The sequence below is a fragment of the Rhizobium sp. BK112 genome, from assembly GCF_014193215.1.
GTDB classification, from domain to species: Bacteria; Pseudomonadota; Alphaproteobacteria; order Rhizobiales; family Rhizobiaceae; genus Rhizobium; species Rhizobium anhuiense.
In genome coordinates, this window is sequence record NZ_JACHYZ010000012.1 from 56,282 (window position 1) to 73,526 (window position 17,245).

The window sequence follows — 17,245 nt, forward strand, 5'->3', positions numbered from 1 at the left end:
TGTCGGCCTCCGCGCTGCGCTGCTCTCAAGCAATCATTCAGCCACAGCCGCAGTCAATCTGTCCTAGTGAAGGGCGGGCTACGCCTAATGCACCTTCGCTCCACCCAAAGACGGTGTTGGGCGTAAGCTTTCAGCCGGTCTTTACCCAAAAGACGGGTCTTCATGTCCGCGGATTGCCCTTAAGAGCAGGTGTTGCGCATGTCCGTTCGCCGGTACCGTGGCGATGAGTGTCTTGTGAAGCGTGGCGGGTAAGCCGCGGTTCTACTGGAATGAGGCAACAATTCTGACAGAGGCTCTCTCTGCAGTCGAAGCCTGGAAGGTTTAGGATTACTATGTTCCTGCGTCATGATCCTAGTTCTCTATGCAACACGACGGGCGCTCTATTCGTCGCGGCGACCTCACCGGTTCTGCGCGAGATGCTGTTCGGCCGACAAGCTATTATGGATATCACCATCGCCGAGGCTCCAAACCTCGATGGCTGCTTAAAGGTCGACCTCTCAAGCAACTTTGCGCTGCTGTACGGCGGTGCATCGCCGCAACCCGTCTGAGACGCGTCATGGAACGGCCGGCCCTCAGTGTCCTCATCAATAATTACAACTACGCTCGCTTCGTTGGGCGGGCGATAGACAGCGTGTTGAGCCAAGACGCCCGCAACGTCGAGATAATCGTCGTCGATGACGGTTCCACCGACCAGTCGCGGTCCGTTCTGGAAGCGTATGGCAGCCGAGTGAAGGTGATCTTCCAGGAGAACGCAGGACAGGCCGCTGCGATCAACGTCGCTGTGGGATCAAGCATGGGCGAGATCCTCTGTTTTCTGGATGCCGACGACTGGTGGGCGCCGAGCAAGCTGTCGGCGACGGCTGCGGCATTCCGCGCCAACCCTCAGGCATCGCTCGTCTATCACCGGCTGCAGCCAACGCTTGTCGATGGCACGCCGACTTCCAAGCCGATCCCTCGAAGCCTGTGTTCGGGCGCGTTGTCGGCGCTGCTCACCAGATCGGCTGGTTGGTGGCCTTTTCCGATGACGTCAGCCATCGCTGTACGACGTAGCGCATGGAATGCTGCGGGCAGCATTCCCGAACAATTCCGCATATCAGCCGACGCCTGGCTCGTGGGCATCTACCCGTTTCTGGGGGACGTCATTGCCCTGCCGGATCCGCTTGGATTCTACCGCATCCACAATAACAACTGGTATCGCTCGACCGAGGATGCGAGCACGCTGAGGAGGCGGATGACGCACTGGCAGCATACCGTTGAAGCGACGAACCTGTTTCTCTCGACCCATCAACTGCCGGCAAGACTACATCTGACGGATCACTATCCCTATCGCATCGCGTCGGCAAAGCTGCAGGGAGCCGATGCGCGCACCCGGTTCAAGCTTGCCGTCGAGGGCCTCTTCTTTGCCGGCGAACCAAACCTTCTCAGGCGGACGCGCGATAGTTTGCGCTCGGTGCGCGGCCTGTCACGGCTCGGTCTGGACGTCGGCTTGTCGGAGGCAGCAAAATGAAGGCGCTGCTGTTAGTTTCCGAACTGGAAGACTATACTATCTCATTTGCCAGCGGCGTTGCCCAACACCTAAACGTTGTGCTTGCCGTACCGCGCCGGCGCTATGCACATCTCGCCTCTTCCATCGATCCGGCTGTCGACCTGCACCTTCTGGACTGGCCGAGACACCGTTCTCTCTCCAATCCCTGGTTTCTGTACCAGCTTACGCGTCTGATCCGGCGGGAACGGCCGAACCTCATTCATCTCCTCAGCAATTCTACACTTTGGCTGAACCTCGCCGTGCCGTTCTGGCGCCCGATCCCGCTCGTGACCACCGTTCATGACGTGCAAATCCATCCCGGCGATTCCGATACGCGAACGCTGCCCGGCTGGGCCCCCGAATTGATGGTGAAACAATCCGGACATCTTGTCGTCCACGGCGAGGGACTGAAGCGGTTGGTCCTCGATCGATATTCAAAATCGCCGGACTGCGTCCATGTCCTGTCGCATCCTTCCATCCTTCGCTATGCGGAACTCGCCCGGCAACAGAAGATGGCGCCGCGCGAAGCGGATGGAACTATACGCGTCCTGCTCTTCGGACGGATTTTTGCCTACAAGGGCTTGGAACATCTGGTCCGGGCCGAGGCGATGCTCAAGGACGCACTTCCCAACCTGCGCATCACTGTCGCAGGCCGTGGCGACAATCCGATGATATTCCAGCCGCTCATGGGGGATGCCGGCCGCTACGATATTCGCAATCGTTTTATCGAGGATGCAGAGGTCGCCCAGCTTTTCCTGGACGCCGACATCGTCGTGCTTCCCTATACGGAAGCATCCCAAAGCGGTGTGCTCAACCTTGCCGCCGCATTTGGCAAACCGGTCATCGTGACGGATGTCGGCGAGTTGCGGGGCACTGTTCAGCCCAATGGGTTGGGAATGGTGGTCCCTCCCGGGGATGCCAAAGAGCTCGCGGCAGCTATCAGGACATTGGCAGACAACGGCGAGCTTAGAAACAATTTCGGTGCCAATGCACTCGAATGGGCCAAAGGGCCGAATTCGCCTGAACGCGTCGGCGCCCAGGCTGCGGCCGTTTATCGGGAGGTGGTCGGGTCATGCTGACAGAGGCCCTCACGGACAGAATTCGAGTGGCGGCACGGAGCGCGGCTAGCGTCCGCCACTATGTTCCGGGCGGCTGTGAGAACGGCGGCGGCATTGGCAGGCTGGTCGGCTATATCACAGAGACAGCCAAAGAGACCGGCACGAAACATTTCGTCACCGATACCAGAGGGGCTCGATGGTCCAAGGTGACGTCACCCGCACGGCTGCTCGGGGCCATCCTGACGATGGCAAAGGACCGGATTGTTGCACCAACCCGCATTCACCATATCCATATCGCCGGCCGCGGCAGCACCTCCCGAAAGCTGGTCCTGACCGAGGCTGCCCGTTTGTTCGGGTGCTGCCACATATTGCACCTGCACGACTACGACTACGCCGGCGACTTCGAGAAACGCTCGCCGCGCCAACAACGGCTCATCCGTCGGATGTTTCAGAATGCCGATTGCGTTGTCGCGCTCGGCCGGCGCGATCGCATGACGCTGACGACACTTTTGGGCGTTGACGAGCGCCGCGCGGTCGTTGCTCACAATTGCGTCCCCGATCCCGGGGCGCACGATATTCGCGTCGGTCAGACGCCGTTGATCGTATTCCTTGGCCGGCTGAGCGAACGCAAGGGGGTCACGGAGCTTCTGTTGGCCCTGAGCCACCCGATCATGAAAGAACTCCAGTGGCGGGCTGTACTGGCAGGCGACGGACCTGTCGAGGAATATCGCCGTCAGGCTGACGCCATGGCGCTTTCAAACCTGGTACAGATGCCCGGCTGGCTTGACGCCGGAGAGGCGCGAGCCCTGTGTGCGCATGCAGATATCCTGGTCTTGCCTTCGCACGCCGAAGGTCTGGCAATGGCCGTGCTCGAAGGGCTGTCCCACGGCCTCGCCGTCGTCACCACGCGTGTTGGGGCCCATGACGAAGTCATTACCGACGGCGAAACCGGCATCTTCGTCCCAGTCGGAGACCAGGATGCCTTGGCTGCAGCCCTGGCGAAGCTGGTGTCCGATCCGGAAATCTGCATCCGCCTCTCGGTCCAGGGGCGCGCGCATTATCTCAACCATTTCAGCATGATGGCCTATATGCGATCGCTCGAGAACCTCTACGAAACCGTTTCCGCGAAACCTCAAGCAATGGTTGGCGCACGATGACGATTTCCACTGTTCCGCCGGACCGCAACCTTCCCATCTCGCCGATGCGCTATGACCCTCGCTTTCAGGTGGAGACCAAGGCGGACAACTTCGATCTGGCATCCGCCTTCCGTCTCGTCCGGCGAAGAATGATCATGATCATCGCGATAACCGTGCTGCTGATGACGCCCACGGTAATTATTATCGCTGGGTTGAAGCCCACGTATCAGGCCTGGGCCCGATTGATCGTCCACCAGCCTCTCGCAACATCACTTGGTGCCGACGACAGCAGCCGCAGTGATCTACTTGACGCAAAATCGGAGACTGAGCGGCTTCTATCCAGAAGCATCGCAGAGCGAGTCGTCCGCGAACTGCGGTTTAACCTGCGGCCGGAATTCAATCCAGCGCTGCGCGAGGTCTCGCTCGTTGACAGTATCCGGGCAAAGTTGCGCGGCCTGTTCGACACGGAAAAACCCACCTCGCCGTCACGGGACAGCGTCGACGCCATCATCCCGGAATATTATAGGGCGCTCGGCGTGTGGCACGAAGATAAGAGTGACGTTATCCAGGTCAGCTTCACTTCCTATGATCCTCAACTCGCCGCCGCAGTCCCGAACCGGGTCATCAGCGTTTACCTCGATGAACGGAAGTTCAGTGTCAGTGGCCGCCTGGATTCAGCGCAAGAATGGATCCGACAGCGCATCACCGAACAGCAGGCCCGCGCGGATATTGCTCGCGAAGCTGCGCGCAACTATCAAGAATCGATGGACGTCGTCTCGAAAGAGGATGCTCAGGATGAACGGATCAAGTCACTCATAGAAGTCACTGGCCGCGAAGGGAAAATCGAAGAAAGCCGGCTTGAGGTAAAGGCGACGATATCCACGCTGGAAGCAACGGATAACGCTTCGGTCGCCGCGGAGAATATCGCCGTCCCCGACAACATTGCCACAAAACAACGCGATCTTCGCGCACAGGAGCAAGATCTCGCCCGTCTTCTTCAGACATATGACGGCAATGCCGAGGCCGTGGTGGATCTGCGTGGGAAGATCGAGCAATCCCGTGCCGATCTCAACCTTGCGACCAAGCAATATCTCCGAACAATGCGTGCCAAGCTCGCCGCACTCGATCACGAAGCGGAGGCAATACAATCCATCTTGGCTGAGGCTCATGAAAAACGCACACGCGATGCCATGGTGCAGACGGAATTGACGCGGCTGCAGCATATCGCCGACAAGGAACAAACGGCACTCGACAAGCTTGAGGACCAGCGCCGCGACCTCGCCGCGAAGGCCATGCTGCCGGGGGCGGAATTGGAAGTTTTGTCACCGGCTTCAGTGCCGCTCGCGTCACAGGGACGTGGACGGCTTTTCTATCTGGTGGGCGCCCTCCTGGCCGCAATCTCGGGAGCCGTAACGGCCGCTTTCGTGATCGAAATGTCGGACCGGACGGTCCGGAGTTTCGACCAGATAGCTGCGATGGCGCGTACGATACCGGCTGGACTTATCCCGCGTCTGGCGCGGTGGGAAAATTCGAAAACGATGTTCGAACATATGCCGGTCCCGATGTTTGACGAAGCAATCCGTACCGTGGTGCTTTCACTCAAGCAGTCCAATGGCGGCAAGTTGCCGAACAGTATCGTCGTTACGTCGGCTCACAGCGGAGAAGGCAAATCGCTGGTCGCGAGATCGCTGGCTATCGAACTTGCCGCCGCCGCAATTCCGGTGCTGCTGGTTGACGGCGACCTCAAACGGGGAAAACTCAATTCGTTTTTCAGGTCGGGTCTAGTGCACGGACTGAACGAATTCCTGAATGGTCGGGCCGATGTCCGCGACATCGTCTACCGCCACCCAAGCGGTATCGATTTCATTCCATCTGGCAAATTCAGTCTTCAGCGGCGCGTCCGTTCGAACGGCCTGGCAGAAATCATCGAGATGGCGGGCGCGGCCGGCCAGATTGTCATCTTCGACAGCGCGCCTGTGCTCGCCTCGACAGATACCGTGCATTTGACCGCCCTGGCGGAAAGAACACTGGCAGTTGTTAGATGGGGAAAGACGAGCCGCCGCGCGGTCGAGTTCAGCCTGCAGCAAATGAAAAGCTCGCGAAACTCGGAAATTGTTGTCGCAATCAACAATGTAAATCCCAAAAACCACGCGCTTTATAATTTCAGTGACTCGGAATTATTTTCGAAATCTTTGATGAAATACTATAGCTTCAAGGCATGAATACTTAATATATTAGGAGATGCGCTTTCATTTTTGTGATACCGTACGACATGAACAGCATCATATACTTCTGCATTGGTATTCGAGTTGGAGGGCAACCATGGATATGGGAATGACAAAGAACCGAAAAGTCGCGCTAATTACCGGCATAACAGGCCAAGACGGTGCGTATTTGGCCGAGTTGCTCTTGGAGAAGGGCTATATTGTTCACGGCCTCAAGCGACGCTCATCGTCCTTCAACACCAGCCGCATCGAGCATCTATACGAGGATCCCCATGTCGAGAATCCTCGGTTTATTCTGCATTTCGGGGACATGACGGATTCAACGAATCTCATCCGTGTCGTTCAGGAAACGCAGCCGGACGAGATCTATAATCTCGCCGCACAGAGCCACGTTCAAGTCTCTTTCGAGACGCCGGAATATACGGCCAACGCCGATGGAACCGGCACCCTTCGGCTACTTGAAGCTATTCGACTCCTGGGGTTGACCAAGAAGACCCGCTTCTATCAAGCGTCCACCTCAGAACTCTACGGCAAAGTCCAGGAAGTCCCGCAGAGTGAAACGACACCGTTCTACCCTCGATCACCCTACGCGGCGGCCAAGCTCTACGCCTATTGGATAGTGGTCAATTATCGCGAGGCATACGGCATGCACGCCTCGAACGGCATTCTGTTCAATCATGAAAGCCCGATCCGCGGCGAAACATTCGTGACGCGTAAAATCACCCGGGCGGCGGCCGCGATCCATCTTGGACTGCAGGAAAGGCTCTATCTCGGCAATTTGGATGCCAAGCGCGACTGGGGACACGCACGAGAATATGTTCGCGGCATGTGGCTGATGCTGCAACAGGACGAACCGGAGGACTATGTGCTTGCGACCGGCGAAACGCACTCGGTTCGTTCCTTTGTCGACAAGGCCTTTGCCAAGGTGGGCATGCCGATTGATTGGCGTGGGAACGGGGTTGAAGAAAAGGGATACGACAAGACCTCGGGCCAGTGTGTGGTGGAGATCGATCCAGCTTACTTCCGTCCGACTGAGGTTGATCTTCTGATTGGCGATCCGACGAAGGCGCACACAAAGCTTGGCTGGAAACATGAGACCAGTCTTGATCAGCTGGTGACGGAGATGGTTCGCGAAGATTTGAAAGTCATGGCACGAAATGTCCCGTCGGTCGGTGTCACGAAAGGTTTTGCCTATGCCTGAGGTGATCTACGGCCTTGCCGGAAAAAGGGTCTATGTCGCGGGCCACCGCGGCATGGTGGGCTCTGCGATCGTGCGGCGTCTCGCTTCCGAGGGCTGCGAGATTTTGACGGCCACCCGCGCCGAGGTCGATCTCAGACGGCAAGAGCAGGTGGAGACCTGGATGAGTAAGAATCGTCCCGACGCTGTCTTCCTGGCTGCTGCGAGGGTCGGCGGCATTCTCGCGAACGCCACCTATCCGGCCGACTTCCTTTACGACAACTTGATTCTCCAGGCGAACATCATCCATGCAGCCCATAAGGCTCAGGTCGAAAAACTGATGTTTCTGGGATCGTCCTGCATCTATCCGAAATTCGCCGATCAGCCGATCGTTGAGGACTCACTTCTGACAGGATCGCTCGAGCCCACGAATGAGTGGTATGCGATCGCCAAAATTGCCGGATTGAAACTCTGCCAGGCCTATCGCAACCAGCACGGTAGAGATTTCATCTCGGGCATGCCTACCAATCTTTATGGTCCAGAGGACAATTTTGACTTGGGGTCAAGCCATGTCATGCCGGCGCTCATACGCAAGGCGCATGAGGCCAAGATCAACCAGCAGCAAGAGATATGCATCTGGGGTACTGGCACGCCGCGGCGCGAATTCCTGCATGTTGACGATTGCGCCGACGCCTGCGTCCATCTCATGAAGACCTATTCCGCCGAAAGTCATGTGAACGTGGGTTCTGGCGAAGACATTACCATCCTCGAATTGGGATATCTCGTCTCCAAGGTCGTCGGTTTCGAAGGCAAGATCACGTGCGATCTCACCAAGCCAGATGGCACGCCACGTAAACTCTTGAACGTCGACAAGCTTCGCGCGCTCGGCTGGTCTCCTAAGATCGGCCTGCAGGAGGGTATCGCAGACGCCTACCGCTCCTTCCTTGCTGGCCATTATCTCGAACGCAGCAACGGCGCTGCGTCCGGCGACTTGATCGGTCAAAGCGACATCAGCTTTGAGAAAGCCAAGACTTCGGCGCTGCACGCGCCCACGCTCTCCACGGTCGCACATCATCCCTCGCGCTAGCGGATTTGGCGAGGGATAACAAGGTTTTGTCTCGGGGGAGGCATATGCTGGGGCGGAACGAATAGTGCAACCAGTAGAAATCAGGATCGCAGCGCTCATTTTCCTGATCGTCGTGTGGGCTGTGATTATCGGTGCGGTGATGGATTTTTTCGCGGTTGAGATGCCGATATCGCTGGTCGCGCTATTGCGCAGATAGTCCCACGTCGGATCGATCCGCGAGATTGCCTTCGGCTCGACTGTCGGACGACACTCGCTGCGGTAAAGTCGGCAGGCCTGGCCACAGCCGCGCCGTTCAGCTGCCCGGAGCAGATCCCCGCGCTTTAGTTCTTTATCGTGCCGCCGGCAGCCCCGATATCGTCCGGCGTGTCGACGTCGAGGCAAGCTGCGTCGCCAACTTCGACATCGAGCACGGGCAGGCCTGACGTGGCGATGATACCGCGCGCACCGACGTCGCCTTCAAGTCGCAGGATCGCGGGATGGAGAGAACGCGGCAGAATGACAGGATTGCCGGGCTTGCCGCGCGAGACGGCGCGCACGACGGCTTGGCCGCCCGCATTGCGAAAGGCGACAATCAAGGCATCGAGGTGGGCGGTCGAAATGCCGGGCATATCGGCCAGCATGACGAGAATGCCGTCGGCACTGTGAGCGTGCCTTGATGACACCCCCGCGACGAGCGAGCTCGCCATGCCATCCGCATAATCGGGATTATCGACGAGAGTGAGATCAATCCCAGCGAGCGCGGCCTCGATCTCGCGCCGGCGATGGCCCGTGACAACGACGACAGAGGCTGCGTCCGACCCGAACGCGGTCAATGCTGTCCGCCGCACGAGCGAAACGCCGTCGAACTCGGCCAGCAGCTTGTGTTTTCCGCCCTCGCCCATCCGGCTTGCCCGGCCGGCGGCGAGAATGACGATCGCCACCGACGCCTTAAGCAAAAGCCACCAGTCTTGCCGCAGCGATATCCGCCAGCACCGATAGCGCCAGCGACGTTGCATCCCGTGTCGGGCCGAACAGTCCGATCGGCGCTTTGATACGGCGGATGTCGTCCTCTGCGAAAGCCATGGCCGTCAGCCGCTCGATGCGCCGGCGATGCGTCCGGGTGCTCCCGAGCGCGCCGATGTAGAAGCCGGGCGAGGCAAGCGCGGTCTCGAGAATGGCGGCTTCGGCGTCGAGGTCATGATGCAGGAGTACAACGGCCGTGAAAGGATCGATGGTGTCGGCTGCGACCCTGCCCTTCTCGCCCTGCTCCCGGACGATTACGTCGTAGCTGGAAGCCTCGGCCAGTCGCGCGACGGCCTGTGCGTCGATCGTCTGCCCGGAAAGAACGACGCGGGTGCGCGGACGATAGACGCCCACGAATTCTCGCCCAAGCCAGCATGCCCGTGGCGGTGGGCCGACCGGTTCGATCGTCTGCCGCGCCGGCGAATATACAAGGCCGGCGGCCTGCCTTCGTCGAAGACGATCCAGAACATGCTGCAAAGCGCCCACTTCCCTTAGAACATGGATCGCAACGGAGATTCCTCCGCCGCAAGGAAGGACGATGTCGAAGAAGGGCGAGCCTTCGCCGAACTTCACCGTGCGGTCGTGTCCTTCCGCCATTGCCAGAAGCGCTTCGGAAGCGACTGCGGCTTCGACGCATCCGCCGGAGACATAGCCGCAGAAGCGCCCGTCTGCGGCAACCGCCACATGCGCGCCGAGCGCGCGCGCGGCCCCGCCCCGGATTTCGACCAGGGTGGCGAGTACTGCCGCACCAACACCATGGGCGTCTATTGCGAAGCGAAGCAGTTCCGCAGGATCGTCGCTGGACGAGGCTCTGACGGGAATTGGCGCCATTATCGGCGCGATTATCTGATTCATGGACAATCCTACAGGAAGCGACGGCGAGCCCACTTCGAGACCGCCGTCGAAATCATCAGGCCACGTCCGGCAGGCCGCCGATCAGCTTGTCGAGCGTGAGCGGATAATGCCGGACCCTCACGCCGGTCGCGTTGTAGACGGCGTTGGCGATCGCTGCCGCGACGCCGCAAAGGCCAAGCTCGCCGACGCCCTTGGCTTTCATCGGCGACGACATCGGATCGGTCTCGTCCATGAAGATCACCTCCTGGTGCGGAATATCGGCATGCACCGCCACTTCGTAGCTGGCGAGATCGTGGTTGACGAAGAAGCCGCGACGGGTATCGACCACGAGTTCCTCGGAGAGCGCTCCGCCGGCCCCCATCGTCATTGCGCCGATGACCTGGCTGCGGGCGGTGATCGGGTTGAGGATGCGGCCCGCCGCGCAGACTGCGAGCATCCTGCGAATGCGGCTTTCACCGGTGGCGATGTCGACGCCAACCTCCACGAAATGCGCTCCGAACGTCGATTGCTGATGCGTGTCGGTGAGATCGCCCCATGTGATCGTGTCCTCGCCGACAAGACCATCTGGACCGGTGGCCTCGGCAAGAGGCACTGAACGATCGCCCGAGCGGACCTCTCCATTCTCGAAGACGATGTCTCCTGAGTTGAAGCCGAGCTTTTTGGCGACGGCCTCACGCAGCTTGACACAGGCTGCGTAGACGCCCGAGGTGGAAGAATTGGCGCCGAACTGTCCGCCGGAGCCCGCCGAAACAGGAAAACGCGAGTCGCCCAATTGGACAGCGACCTTGTCGATCGTAACCCCCATCATTTCGGCGGCCGTCTGCGCGATGATCGTATAGCTGCCCGTCCCGATGTCGGTCATGTCGGTTTCAACCGTCACGACGCCTTCCCGGTCGAGCTTTACCCGAGCGCCGGAGGGAAGCACGAGGTTGTTGCGGAAGGCAGCGGCAACACCCATGCCGACCAGCCAGTTGCCGTCCCGTTTGGAACCCGGCCTTCCCCGTTCACTCCAACCAAACCGCTCCGCACCGAGCCTGAGACAGCCGATGAGATTGCGCTGGGAAAAAGGCCGCTGCGGTTTCTCGGGATCGATCTGCGTGTCGTTGACGATCCGGAACTGAACAGGATCCATACCAACTTTTTCGGCAATCTCGTCGATGGCGATTTCGAGCGCCATCAGTCCCGGCGCCTCGCCGGGAGCGCGCATGGCGTTGCCCTCGGGGAGGTGAAGCGTCGCCAGCCGCATCGCCGTCATCCGGTTCGCGCCGGCGTAGAGAAGACGGGTCTGGTTGACGGCGGTCTCCAGGCCTCCGCCGGGAAGGTCCCCGGACCAGCTTTCGTGGGCAATGGCGGTTATCTTGCCGTCACGCTCGGTTCCAATGCGAATTCGCTGGATCGTCGCCGGCCGGTGGGTCGTGTTGTTCATCATGAACGGGCGCGGCAAGGCAACCTTGACGGGGCGTCCAATCGCACGCGCGCCGACAACGGCAAGCACGGCATCCGCCCGCAGAAACAGCTTGCCACCGAAGCCGCCGCCGATGAAGGGCGACATCAGGTGGATCTTCTCCTTGTCGATGTCGAGTGTCGTTGCAAGATCGGACCGCCACCAATCGATCATCTGGCTTGATGTCCAGACCGTCACCTCATCGCCGTTCCAGGCGGCGATCGATGCATGCGGCTCCATCATCGCATGCGATTGGTCGGGCGTGGTGTAAGTCTCGTCCAGAGTGACGGGAGCTGCGCTGAAGGCAGTCTCGAAATCGCCGGTCGCGGTATCGGGCTGCTGCGATTCATCCGGCTTGACCGCTGAGACCTTTGCCTCACCGAGGTCGAATACACCCTTTTCCTCGGCATAGTCGACCTTGACCAGCGCGGCTGCGGCGCGCGCCTGTTCGAAGGTTTCGGCGACGACGACCGCGATTGCCTGGTGATAGTGCTGAACCTCGTCGCCGCCGAAAAGCTTGGCGGTGTTGAACTTGCCCTTCTTCCGCTCGCCGATGTCGAGCGTCGTCACGACAGCAAGCACCCCGGGAGACCTCTTGGCGGCGGAGACATCCATCGACGTGATGCGGCCCTTGGCGATGGCGGAGCCGACGGGATAGCCATAGGCGTAGCGCATGTTCGGGTCATGCCACTCATAGGCGTACATCGCCCGGCCGGTCGTCTTGAGCTGACCGTCGATGCGGTGGATCGGCTGGCCGACGACCTTCAGATTGTCGATCGGGTTGGTTGTCGCTGGTGTGTCGAACTGCATGGCTCACCCCCTTGCTTCGGCGATGACCGCGCCGAGCGTGCGCTCGACCAGGTCGACCTTGAAACGGTTCTGTTCTGTAGGATGGGCATCGGCAAGAAGAACGCCCGCCGCCGCCCGCGCACCTTTCGGCAATTCAGCTTCAGCTGCCTTGATGCGCCACGGCTTGTGAGCGACGCCACCGACGGCGATGCGTCCTGTGCCGTCCGACTGGATAACGGCGCCGACCGAGACCAGCGCGAAGGCATAGGAGGCGCGGTCGCGGACCTTGCGATAGATGTGCTTGCCGCCGATCGGCGGCGGCAGCAGGACCGCGGTGATGAATTCGCCACGCTCGAGAACAGTCTCGATATCAGGCGTGTCGCCGGGCAGCCGATGAAAGTCGGCAATAGGTACCGAGCGGCGGCTGCCGTCCGCCTTTACCGTCTCGATGACGGCATCGAGCGCCCGCATCGCGATGGCCATGTCGCTCGGATGCGTGGCGATACAGCTCTCGCTCACGCCGACCACCGCATGCTGACGGCTGAAACCGCCGATAGCGGAACAGCCGCTGCCCGGCTGCCGCTTGTTGCACGGCTGGTTCGGGTCATAAAAATAGGGACAGCGCGTGCGCTGCAGGAGGTTGCCGGCCGTCGTCGCCTTGTTGCGCAACTGCCCGGAGGCGCCCGCAACGAGCGCCCTGGAGAGCAAGCCATAGTCACGGCGAACGGTCTCATGGGCGGCAAGGTCGGTGTTGCGGACCAAGGCTCCGATGCGCAGCCCGCCCTCAGGGGTGGATTCGATCCTGTCGAGGCCGAGACCGTTGATGTCGATCAGATGCGTCGGTGTCTCGATCTCGAGCTTCATCAGGTCGAGGAGGTTGGTGCCGCCGGCGATGAATTTTGTTTCGGCATTGGAGGCGACCGCCTTGGCCGCGGCCTCGACCGACGAGGCGCGTTCATAGGTGAAGGCTCTCATGCTTTTATCCCCGCGACTTCCGAAATGGCATCGAGAATGTTGGAGTAGGCGCCGCATCGACAGATATTGCCGCTCATGCGTTCGCGGATCTCGACGGGAGTGACGACCGCCTGTGCCGTAAGGTCGCCGGTGACGTGGCTTGGTATGTTGGCCTTGATCTCCTCGAGCACCGCCACGGAGGAACAGATCTGTCCTGGCGTGCAGTAGCCGCACTGAAACCCGTCATGCTTCACGAACGCAACCTGCATCGGATGAAGATTTCCGGGTTGGCCGAGACCTTCGATGGTAGTGATCCGATCGCCTTCGTGCATGACCGCCAACGTCAGACAGGAGTTGATCCGGTGGCCGTCGACCATGACGGTGCAGGCGCCGCATTGACCGTGATCGCATCCCTTTTTCGTGCCTGTGAGATGCAGGTGCTCGCGCAGCGCATCGAGCAGCGAAGTTCTGTTGTCGACCTCAAGATCACGTCTTTCGCCGTTGACCGTGAAGGAAACTTTCGATGTATGCGCCATTTCATTTCCTGGGGACTGTGCCGCCGCGGGAGTGACGGCTCCGGTGACCGCGACCGTTGCGGCCGACGAGATAAGCAAATCTCGACGGGAAAGTTCCAGTTGTGTCTGGCTTGGCATGAACTGTTCCACCTTGCTCGTTGGACATAGGCGCGGGTCGACGCCGTCAGCAGAGGTAGTGCAACTCCGTCCTTTGATTAGGCCCTTTCCGTTGCATACGGTTATCAATCTGGTTCATGAATGCGTGAGCCATAGTCACCCAAAGCCCAGTCCATTATCTTCAAATCAGCTTCGAATGTGATTTGCGGGGTTACCGACCATGCCCTCGCCCTTATTCGTCGCATTACGTCACGCAGGCGTATGGATGACGCATTCCGCCTGCTGTTCGACGCATATGCCATCATCTTTCCCAGGCGTTCGCTTCATTATCGGCACCATGCCCCGCCTCAAGCACAGATAGGCAAACAATGATGAATATCGCGCAGATGCAGGAACAGCGACTGAAGGCGCTCGAATTGACCGGATCGGGCGCACCGAAGCGGCCTTCCAACCCGTTCTTCGGCGTCGGTCCGATCACGGATGCGACCACCGACGAAGTGGACAGCCGTCTTCGGAGCGCGGCCTTCGACGCGTGGATCGAGAAGACCTATCGCAAGTTCGATGACAGGGGTAACGACATCGGCGGCTTTACGACCGCCGAGATTTCCCGGAGCATGCATCGCGGCTATCCCGCAGACAAAATCCTGACCGACATGATGCGGGCGATCCATCGCTATTTCGGCTTTCCGAAGACGAACCGCATGGCAGTGGGACTCGGCGGCGGCCACAGCGGCTATACGGTCTGCATCCAGCATCTGATGAACGCCAACGACGCGACCCAGCATGTCTATGTCGATACGCCGCGGCCAGAGAGCGATCCCTCCAGGGCCGCCGGTTTCTTCCGCCAGTCTTGGGCCACGCAGTTGATCGAGATGCAGCGCTTCGCCGAAAAGGGCTGCGAGAGCCGCATTCATTTTGCCGCCTCCGAAGGCGTGATCCCGACGGCAGCGGAGCTGTCAGCCCTAGGCGTTTCGATCTTCGTCGGCGTCGGTCACGAAACGACCGGCGCCAATGCCTATACCAGCCGTGAGATCCGCGAACTTTTGAACTGGCTCGACGGCGATCCGGCAAATCGCCATGCGGTGTTCGATGCCACCTCGATGCTCGGCGCCATGCCGTGGGAGCCCGAACTGGTCAGCGCCGTCATGGCGAAGTGCTGCCTGTTCATGCCCTTCCAGAAGGCGATCGGCGGGGTTTCCGGCTATTTCGTCGCCTCCTTCACGCCGCATGCTTTGGCATTGATCGAGAAGAACCAGCAGGATCCGGCCTGGGCGATCCCACGCCAGTTGAAGATCGCACCGCCGATCGATCCGAGGCGGCCGTTTTCGGCGAAGCGCTCCGTCGATGCAGGGCCGTTCTACGATGCTGCCGAAGACCGCATGCTCGGCGGCGTCATCAACACCTACAGCGCGCTCGCTTTTGCCGAGACCACCTTCGGCCTGTTGCAGTCGGAGGCCCGGGTCGGCTCCGTCGTCGAGCTCAATCGCCGCTCTGCCGCCAATCGCAACGTGATCGACGACTGGGTCAAGTCGCATCCGCTTCTGTCGCTAACCGTCACCGATGCCGAGCGCCGCGGCGCGGCGGTGACGCTTCTGAAGGTCGAGGATGACGGCATCGCCGATGCCGACATCCATGCCCGCATCATCGCGCGATCGAAACAACTGCTCGGCTATGAGGGCATGACCCATCCGAACGGCGAATACGAGCCCGGCCTCGACGCGGCCCGCTACGTCAATGCTTTCCCGGGTACACCCGGCGACTACCGCGCCTGGGTTGGCGGCATCCGCGAGCCGGAAGATGTCGTCGCACTGCTGGAGAATCTGCAATACGCCTATCTGCGCGCCAAGATCGTCGTTCTCGAAGAGGAATTGGCGAAGGAGGGCGTCACGTTCGAGGCGCCTGCCGGCGCTGGTGCAGCGGCCCGCAAGGAGGATCCGGCGCGCGCCTATACCGTGCTGATCGCCGACCTGGTCGGCCTGCGCTTCGACGCCGGGGGGCAGCCGGATCACAGCGAGATCAAGGCATATATCGAGGAAAAGGGTGGCGTCTTCCACCTCGGGGCGCTGGGCGACCGATCGACGCTCGAGAAGGGCCGCGTCCATTTCTTCTATCAGCCAAACCTGAGCACGGAGGCAGAGATCCTGCCGCAAACCGACAGGGGCCAGTACGACGCGCTGATCGCAGCCGCGACCTTCATCCCAAAAGCCTCCGTATTTCCGCTCGGCGGCGTGCGCATCGGTGCAGGCACCGGCAATATGGGCTCGGCCTCCTGGGGTGGCGGCAATGGCGAGGGCGGCAACGCGCCGCTGATGAATACGCCGGGCATCAACAGCCGGGCGACCGCTCAGATGGCGATCAAGGCGATCCTGAAGGTCGTGCCCGATCTGCCGGTCGACAGGCTGCATCGGATGGTCGCCGGGGGCGACTTCGATACAGGCCGCCAGCTCAAGGATTTTCCGACCGCCAAGCTCGAAGGCCGGAAAATCGCCATTCTCGGCTATGGCAATATCGGCCGCGAAGTCGCCAAGCTCGCCAAGGCTTTCGGCATGAAGGTGGCGATCTACGCCCGCCAGCATCACCAGCGCTGGATTGAGGCGGAAGGCTTCGACTACGCCAAGACTCCGGTTGAAGCGGCGAGCGGCGCCGACATACTCTCCGTCCATATCGGTCTCGGCCGCCTGGACGGGTCAACCGGCGTCTATTCCAACGCCGGCACTGTCGATGCGAAGGTGCTCGGCGCTATGAAGGATGGCGCGGTGCTGGTCAACTACGATCGGGGCGAGGTCGTCGATGTCGCCGCGCTCGACGAGGCCCTGTCGTCGGGCAAGATTGCTCATGCGGCGATCGACGCCGACCTCTTCAAGGACGCCGCGACCGGCAAGCTCAGCGGGCCGATACTTCCTTACCTGCCACTCGAAGAGCGCCATAAGGGCAAGCTGGAACTGCTGCCGCACGCCGCCGCCGACACCGACCATCCCTCACGGGTGAACGGCGCCAAGCAGGCGGTCGACCAGATCTTCGACGTCATCCGCTTCAAATCGGTCACCAATCTCAAGGGCGACCTGCCGGAGGGTTACGTGTCGGCCGGCAGCCGCACGCCGGCAGGCATCGGCCGGGTAACGAAGCAGGCAGTCGCGGAGGCCGGCGGCAAGACGGAGATCCTCAACGAGTTGCAGCAGACCTCGATGAAGGTCGCGGCGATCCTGGGCGGGCTCTCGGCCGTTTCGGATCCCTGCCATCGCAGCCGGCTCATCGATCGCTACACCGCCCTGCTCGTCGAAAGCGCCGACCGGCAGCGGGCGCTGCTCGACCAACTCGGGCTCTACGGTCCGGCGGAGGACTAACTTGCTGGCGGCCAACC

13 protein-coding genes are annotated in these 17,245 nt (G+C 60.6%); 8 read left to right on the forward strand and 5 right to left on the reverse strand.

All coding sequences use genetic code 11. The features are described from left to right. Positions 1-332: 332 nt before the first annotated feature. From FHT75_RS27710 to FHT75_RS27740, 7 genes are all read left to right on the forward strand, one after another. Positions 333-548 (forward strand): hypothetical protein, encoded by a 216-nt coding sequence (locus FHT75_RS27710; protein WP_029733089.1) that lies wholly within the window; start codon positions 333-335, stop codon positions 546-548. An 8-nt stretch (positions 549-556) separates the two neighbouring features. After that, positions 557-1,507, forward strand: coding sequence for a glycosyltransferase family 2 protein (locus FHT75_RS27715; RefSeq protein ID WP_029868055.1), 951 nt, complete (start codon positions 557-559; stop codon positions 1,505-1,507). Then, positions 1,504-2,604 carry a glycosyltransferase family 4 protein gene (locus FHT75_RS27720; protein ID WP_028757677.1) on the forward strand — a complete coding sequence of 367 codons (1,101 nt, stop codon included), beginning with the start codon at positions 1,504-1,506 and terminating at the stop codon, positions 2,602-2,604. Before FHT75_RS27715 ends, FHT75_RS27720 begins: the two co-directional genes overlap by 4 nt. After that, entirely contained in the window at positions 2,598-3,740 is a 1,143-nt protein-coding gene (locus FHT75_RS27725; RefSeq protein WP_029868056.1) for a glycosyltransferase family 4 protein, read from the forward strand. The genes FHT75_RS27720 and FHT75_RS27725 overlap by 7 nt, the downstream gene beginning before the upstream one ends. Beyond that, positions 3,737-5,941, forward strand: a complete 2,205-nt coding sequence (locus FHT75_RS27730; RefSeq protein ID WP_028757627.1) for a GumC family protein — start codon at positions 3,737-3,739, stop codon at positions 5,939-5,941. Before FHT75_RS27725 ends, FHT75_RS27730 begins: the two co-directional genes overlap by 4 nt. Positions 5,942-6,041: 100 nt before the next feature. Continuing rightward, complete coding sequence (gmd, locus tag FHT75_RS27735; RefSeq protein WP_047619747.1) at positions 6,042-7,145, forward strand: GDP-mannose 4,6-dehydratase; 1,104 nt, start codon at positions 6,042-6,044, stop codon at positions 7,143-7,145. Then, positions 7,138-8,208 carry a GDP-L-fucose synthase family protein gene (locus FHT75_RS27740; RefSeq protein ID WP_047619745.1) on the forward strand — a complete coding sequence of 357 codons (1,071 nt, stop codon included), beginning with the start codon at positions 7,138-7,140 and terminating at the stop codon, positions 8,206-8,208. Before gmd ends, FHT75_RS27740 begins: the two co-directional genes overlap by 8 nt. A 320-nt stretch (positions 8,209-8,528) precedes the next feature. On the opposite strand, the gene FHT75_RS27745 is transcribed toward FHT75_RS27740, so the two are convergent. From FHT75_RS27745 to paoA, 5 genes are read right to left on the reverse strand one after another with little or no spacing between them, the layout of a single operon-like run. Further along, positions 8,529-9,143 carry an NTP transferase domain-containing protein gene (locus tag FHT75_RS27745; protein WP_063473676.1) on the reverse strand — a complete coding sequence of 205 codons (615 nt, stop codon included), beginning with the start codon at positions 9,141-9,143 and terminating at the stop codon, positions 8,529-8,531. Next, on the reverse strand, positions 9,136-10,065 hold the full coding sequence (locus FHT75_RS27750) for an XdhC family protein (RefSeq protein WP_063473677.1): 930 nt from the start codon (positions 10,063-10,065) through the stop codon (positions 9,136-9,138). Before FHT75_RS27750 ends, FHT75_RS27745 begins: the two co-directional genes overlap by 8 nt. Positions 10,066-10,120: 55 nt before the next feature. Continuing rightward, a complete protein-coding gene (paoC, locus tag FHT75_RS27755) occupies positions 10,121-12,319 on the reverse strand; it encodes an aldehyde oxidoreductase molybdenum-binding subunit PaoC (protein ID WP_063473678.1) in 2,199 nt (732 codons plus the stop codon). 3 nt (positions 12,320-12,322) lie between these two features. Then, positions 12,323-13,273 (reverse strand): FAD binding domain-containing protein, encoded by a 951-nt coding sequence (locus FHT75_RS27760; protein ID WP_183845296.1) that lies wholly within the window; start codon positions 13,271-13,273, stop codon positions 12,323-12,325. After that, the gene (paoA, locus tag FHT75_RS27765; protein ID WP_088930320.1) at positions 13,270-13,917 is read right to left on the reverse strand and encodes an aldehyde dehydrogenase iron-sulfur subunit PaoA; all 648 of its coding nucleotides are present in this window, start codon (positions 13,915-13,917) and stop codon (positions 13,270-13,272) included. The genes FHT75_RS27760 and paoA overlap by 4 nt, the downstream gene beginning before the upstream one ends. A gap of 335 nt (positions 13,918-14,252) precedes the next feature. Here paoA and FHT75_RS27770 point away from each other — a divergent pair, with 335 nt between their 5' ends. Then, positions 14,253-17,228: an NAD(P)-dependent oxidoreductase gene (locus FHT75_RS27770; RefSeq protein WP_047619743.1), complete on the forward strand. Its 2,976-nt coding sequence runs from the start codon at positions 14,253-14,255 to the stop codon at positions 17,226-17,228. Positions 17,229-17,245 lie beyond the last annotated feature (17 nt).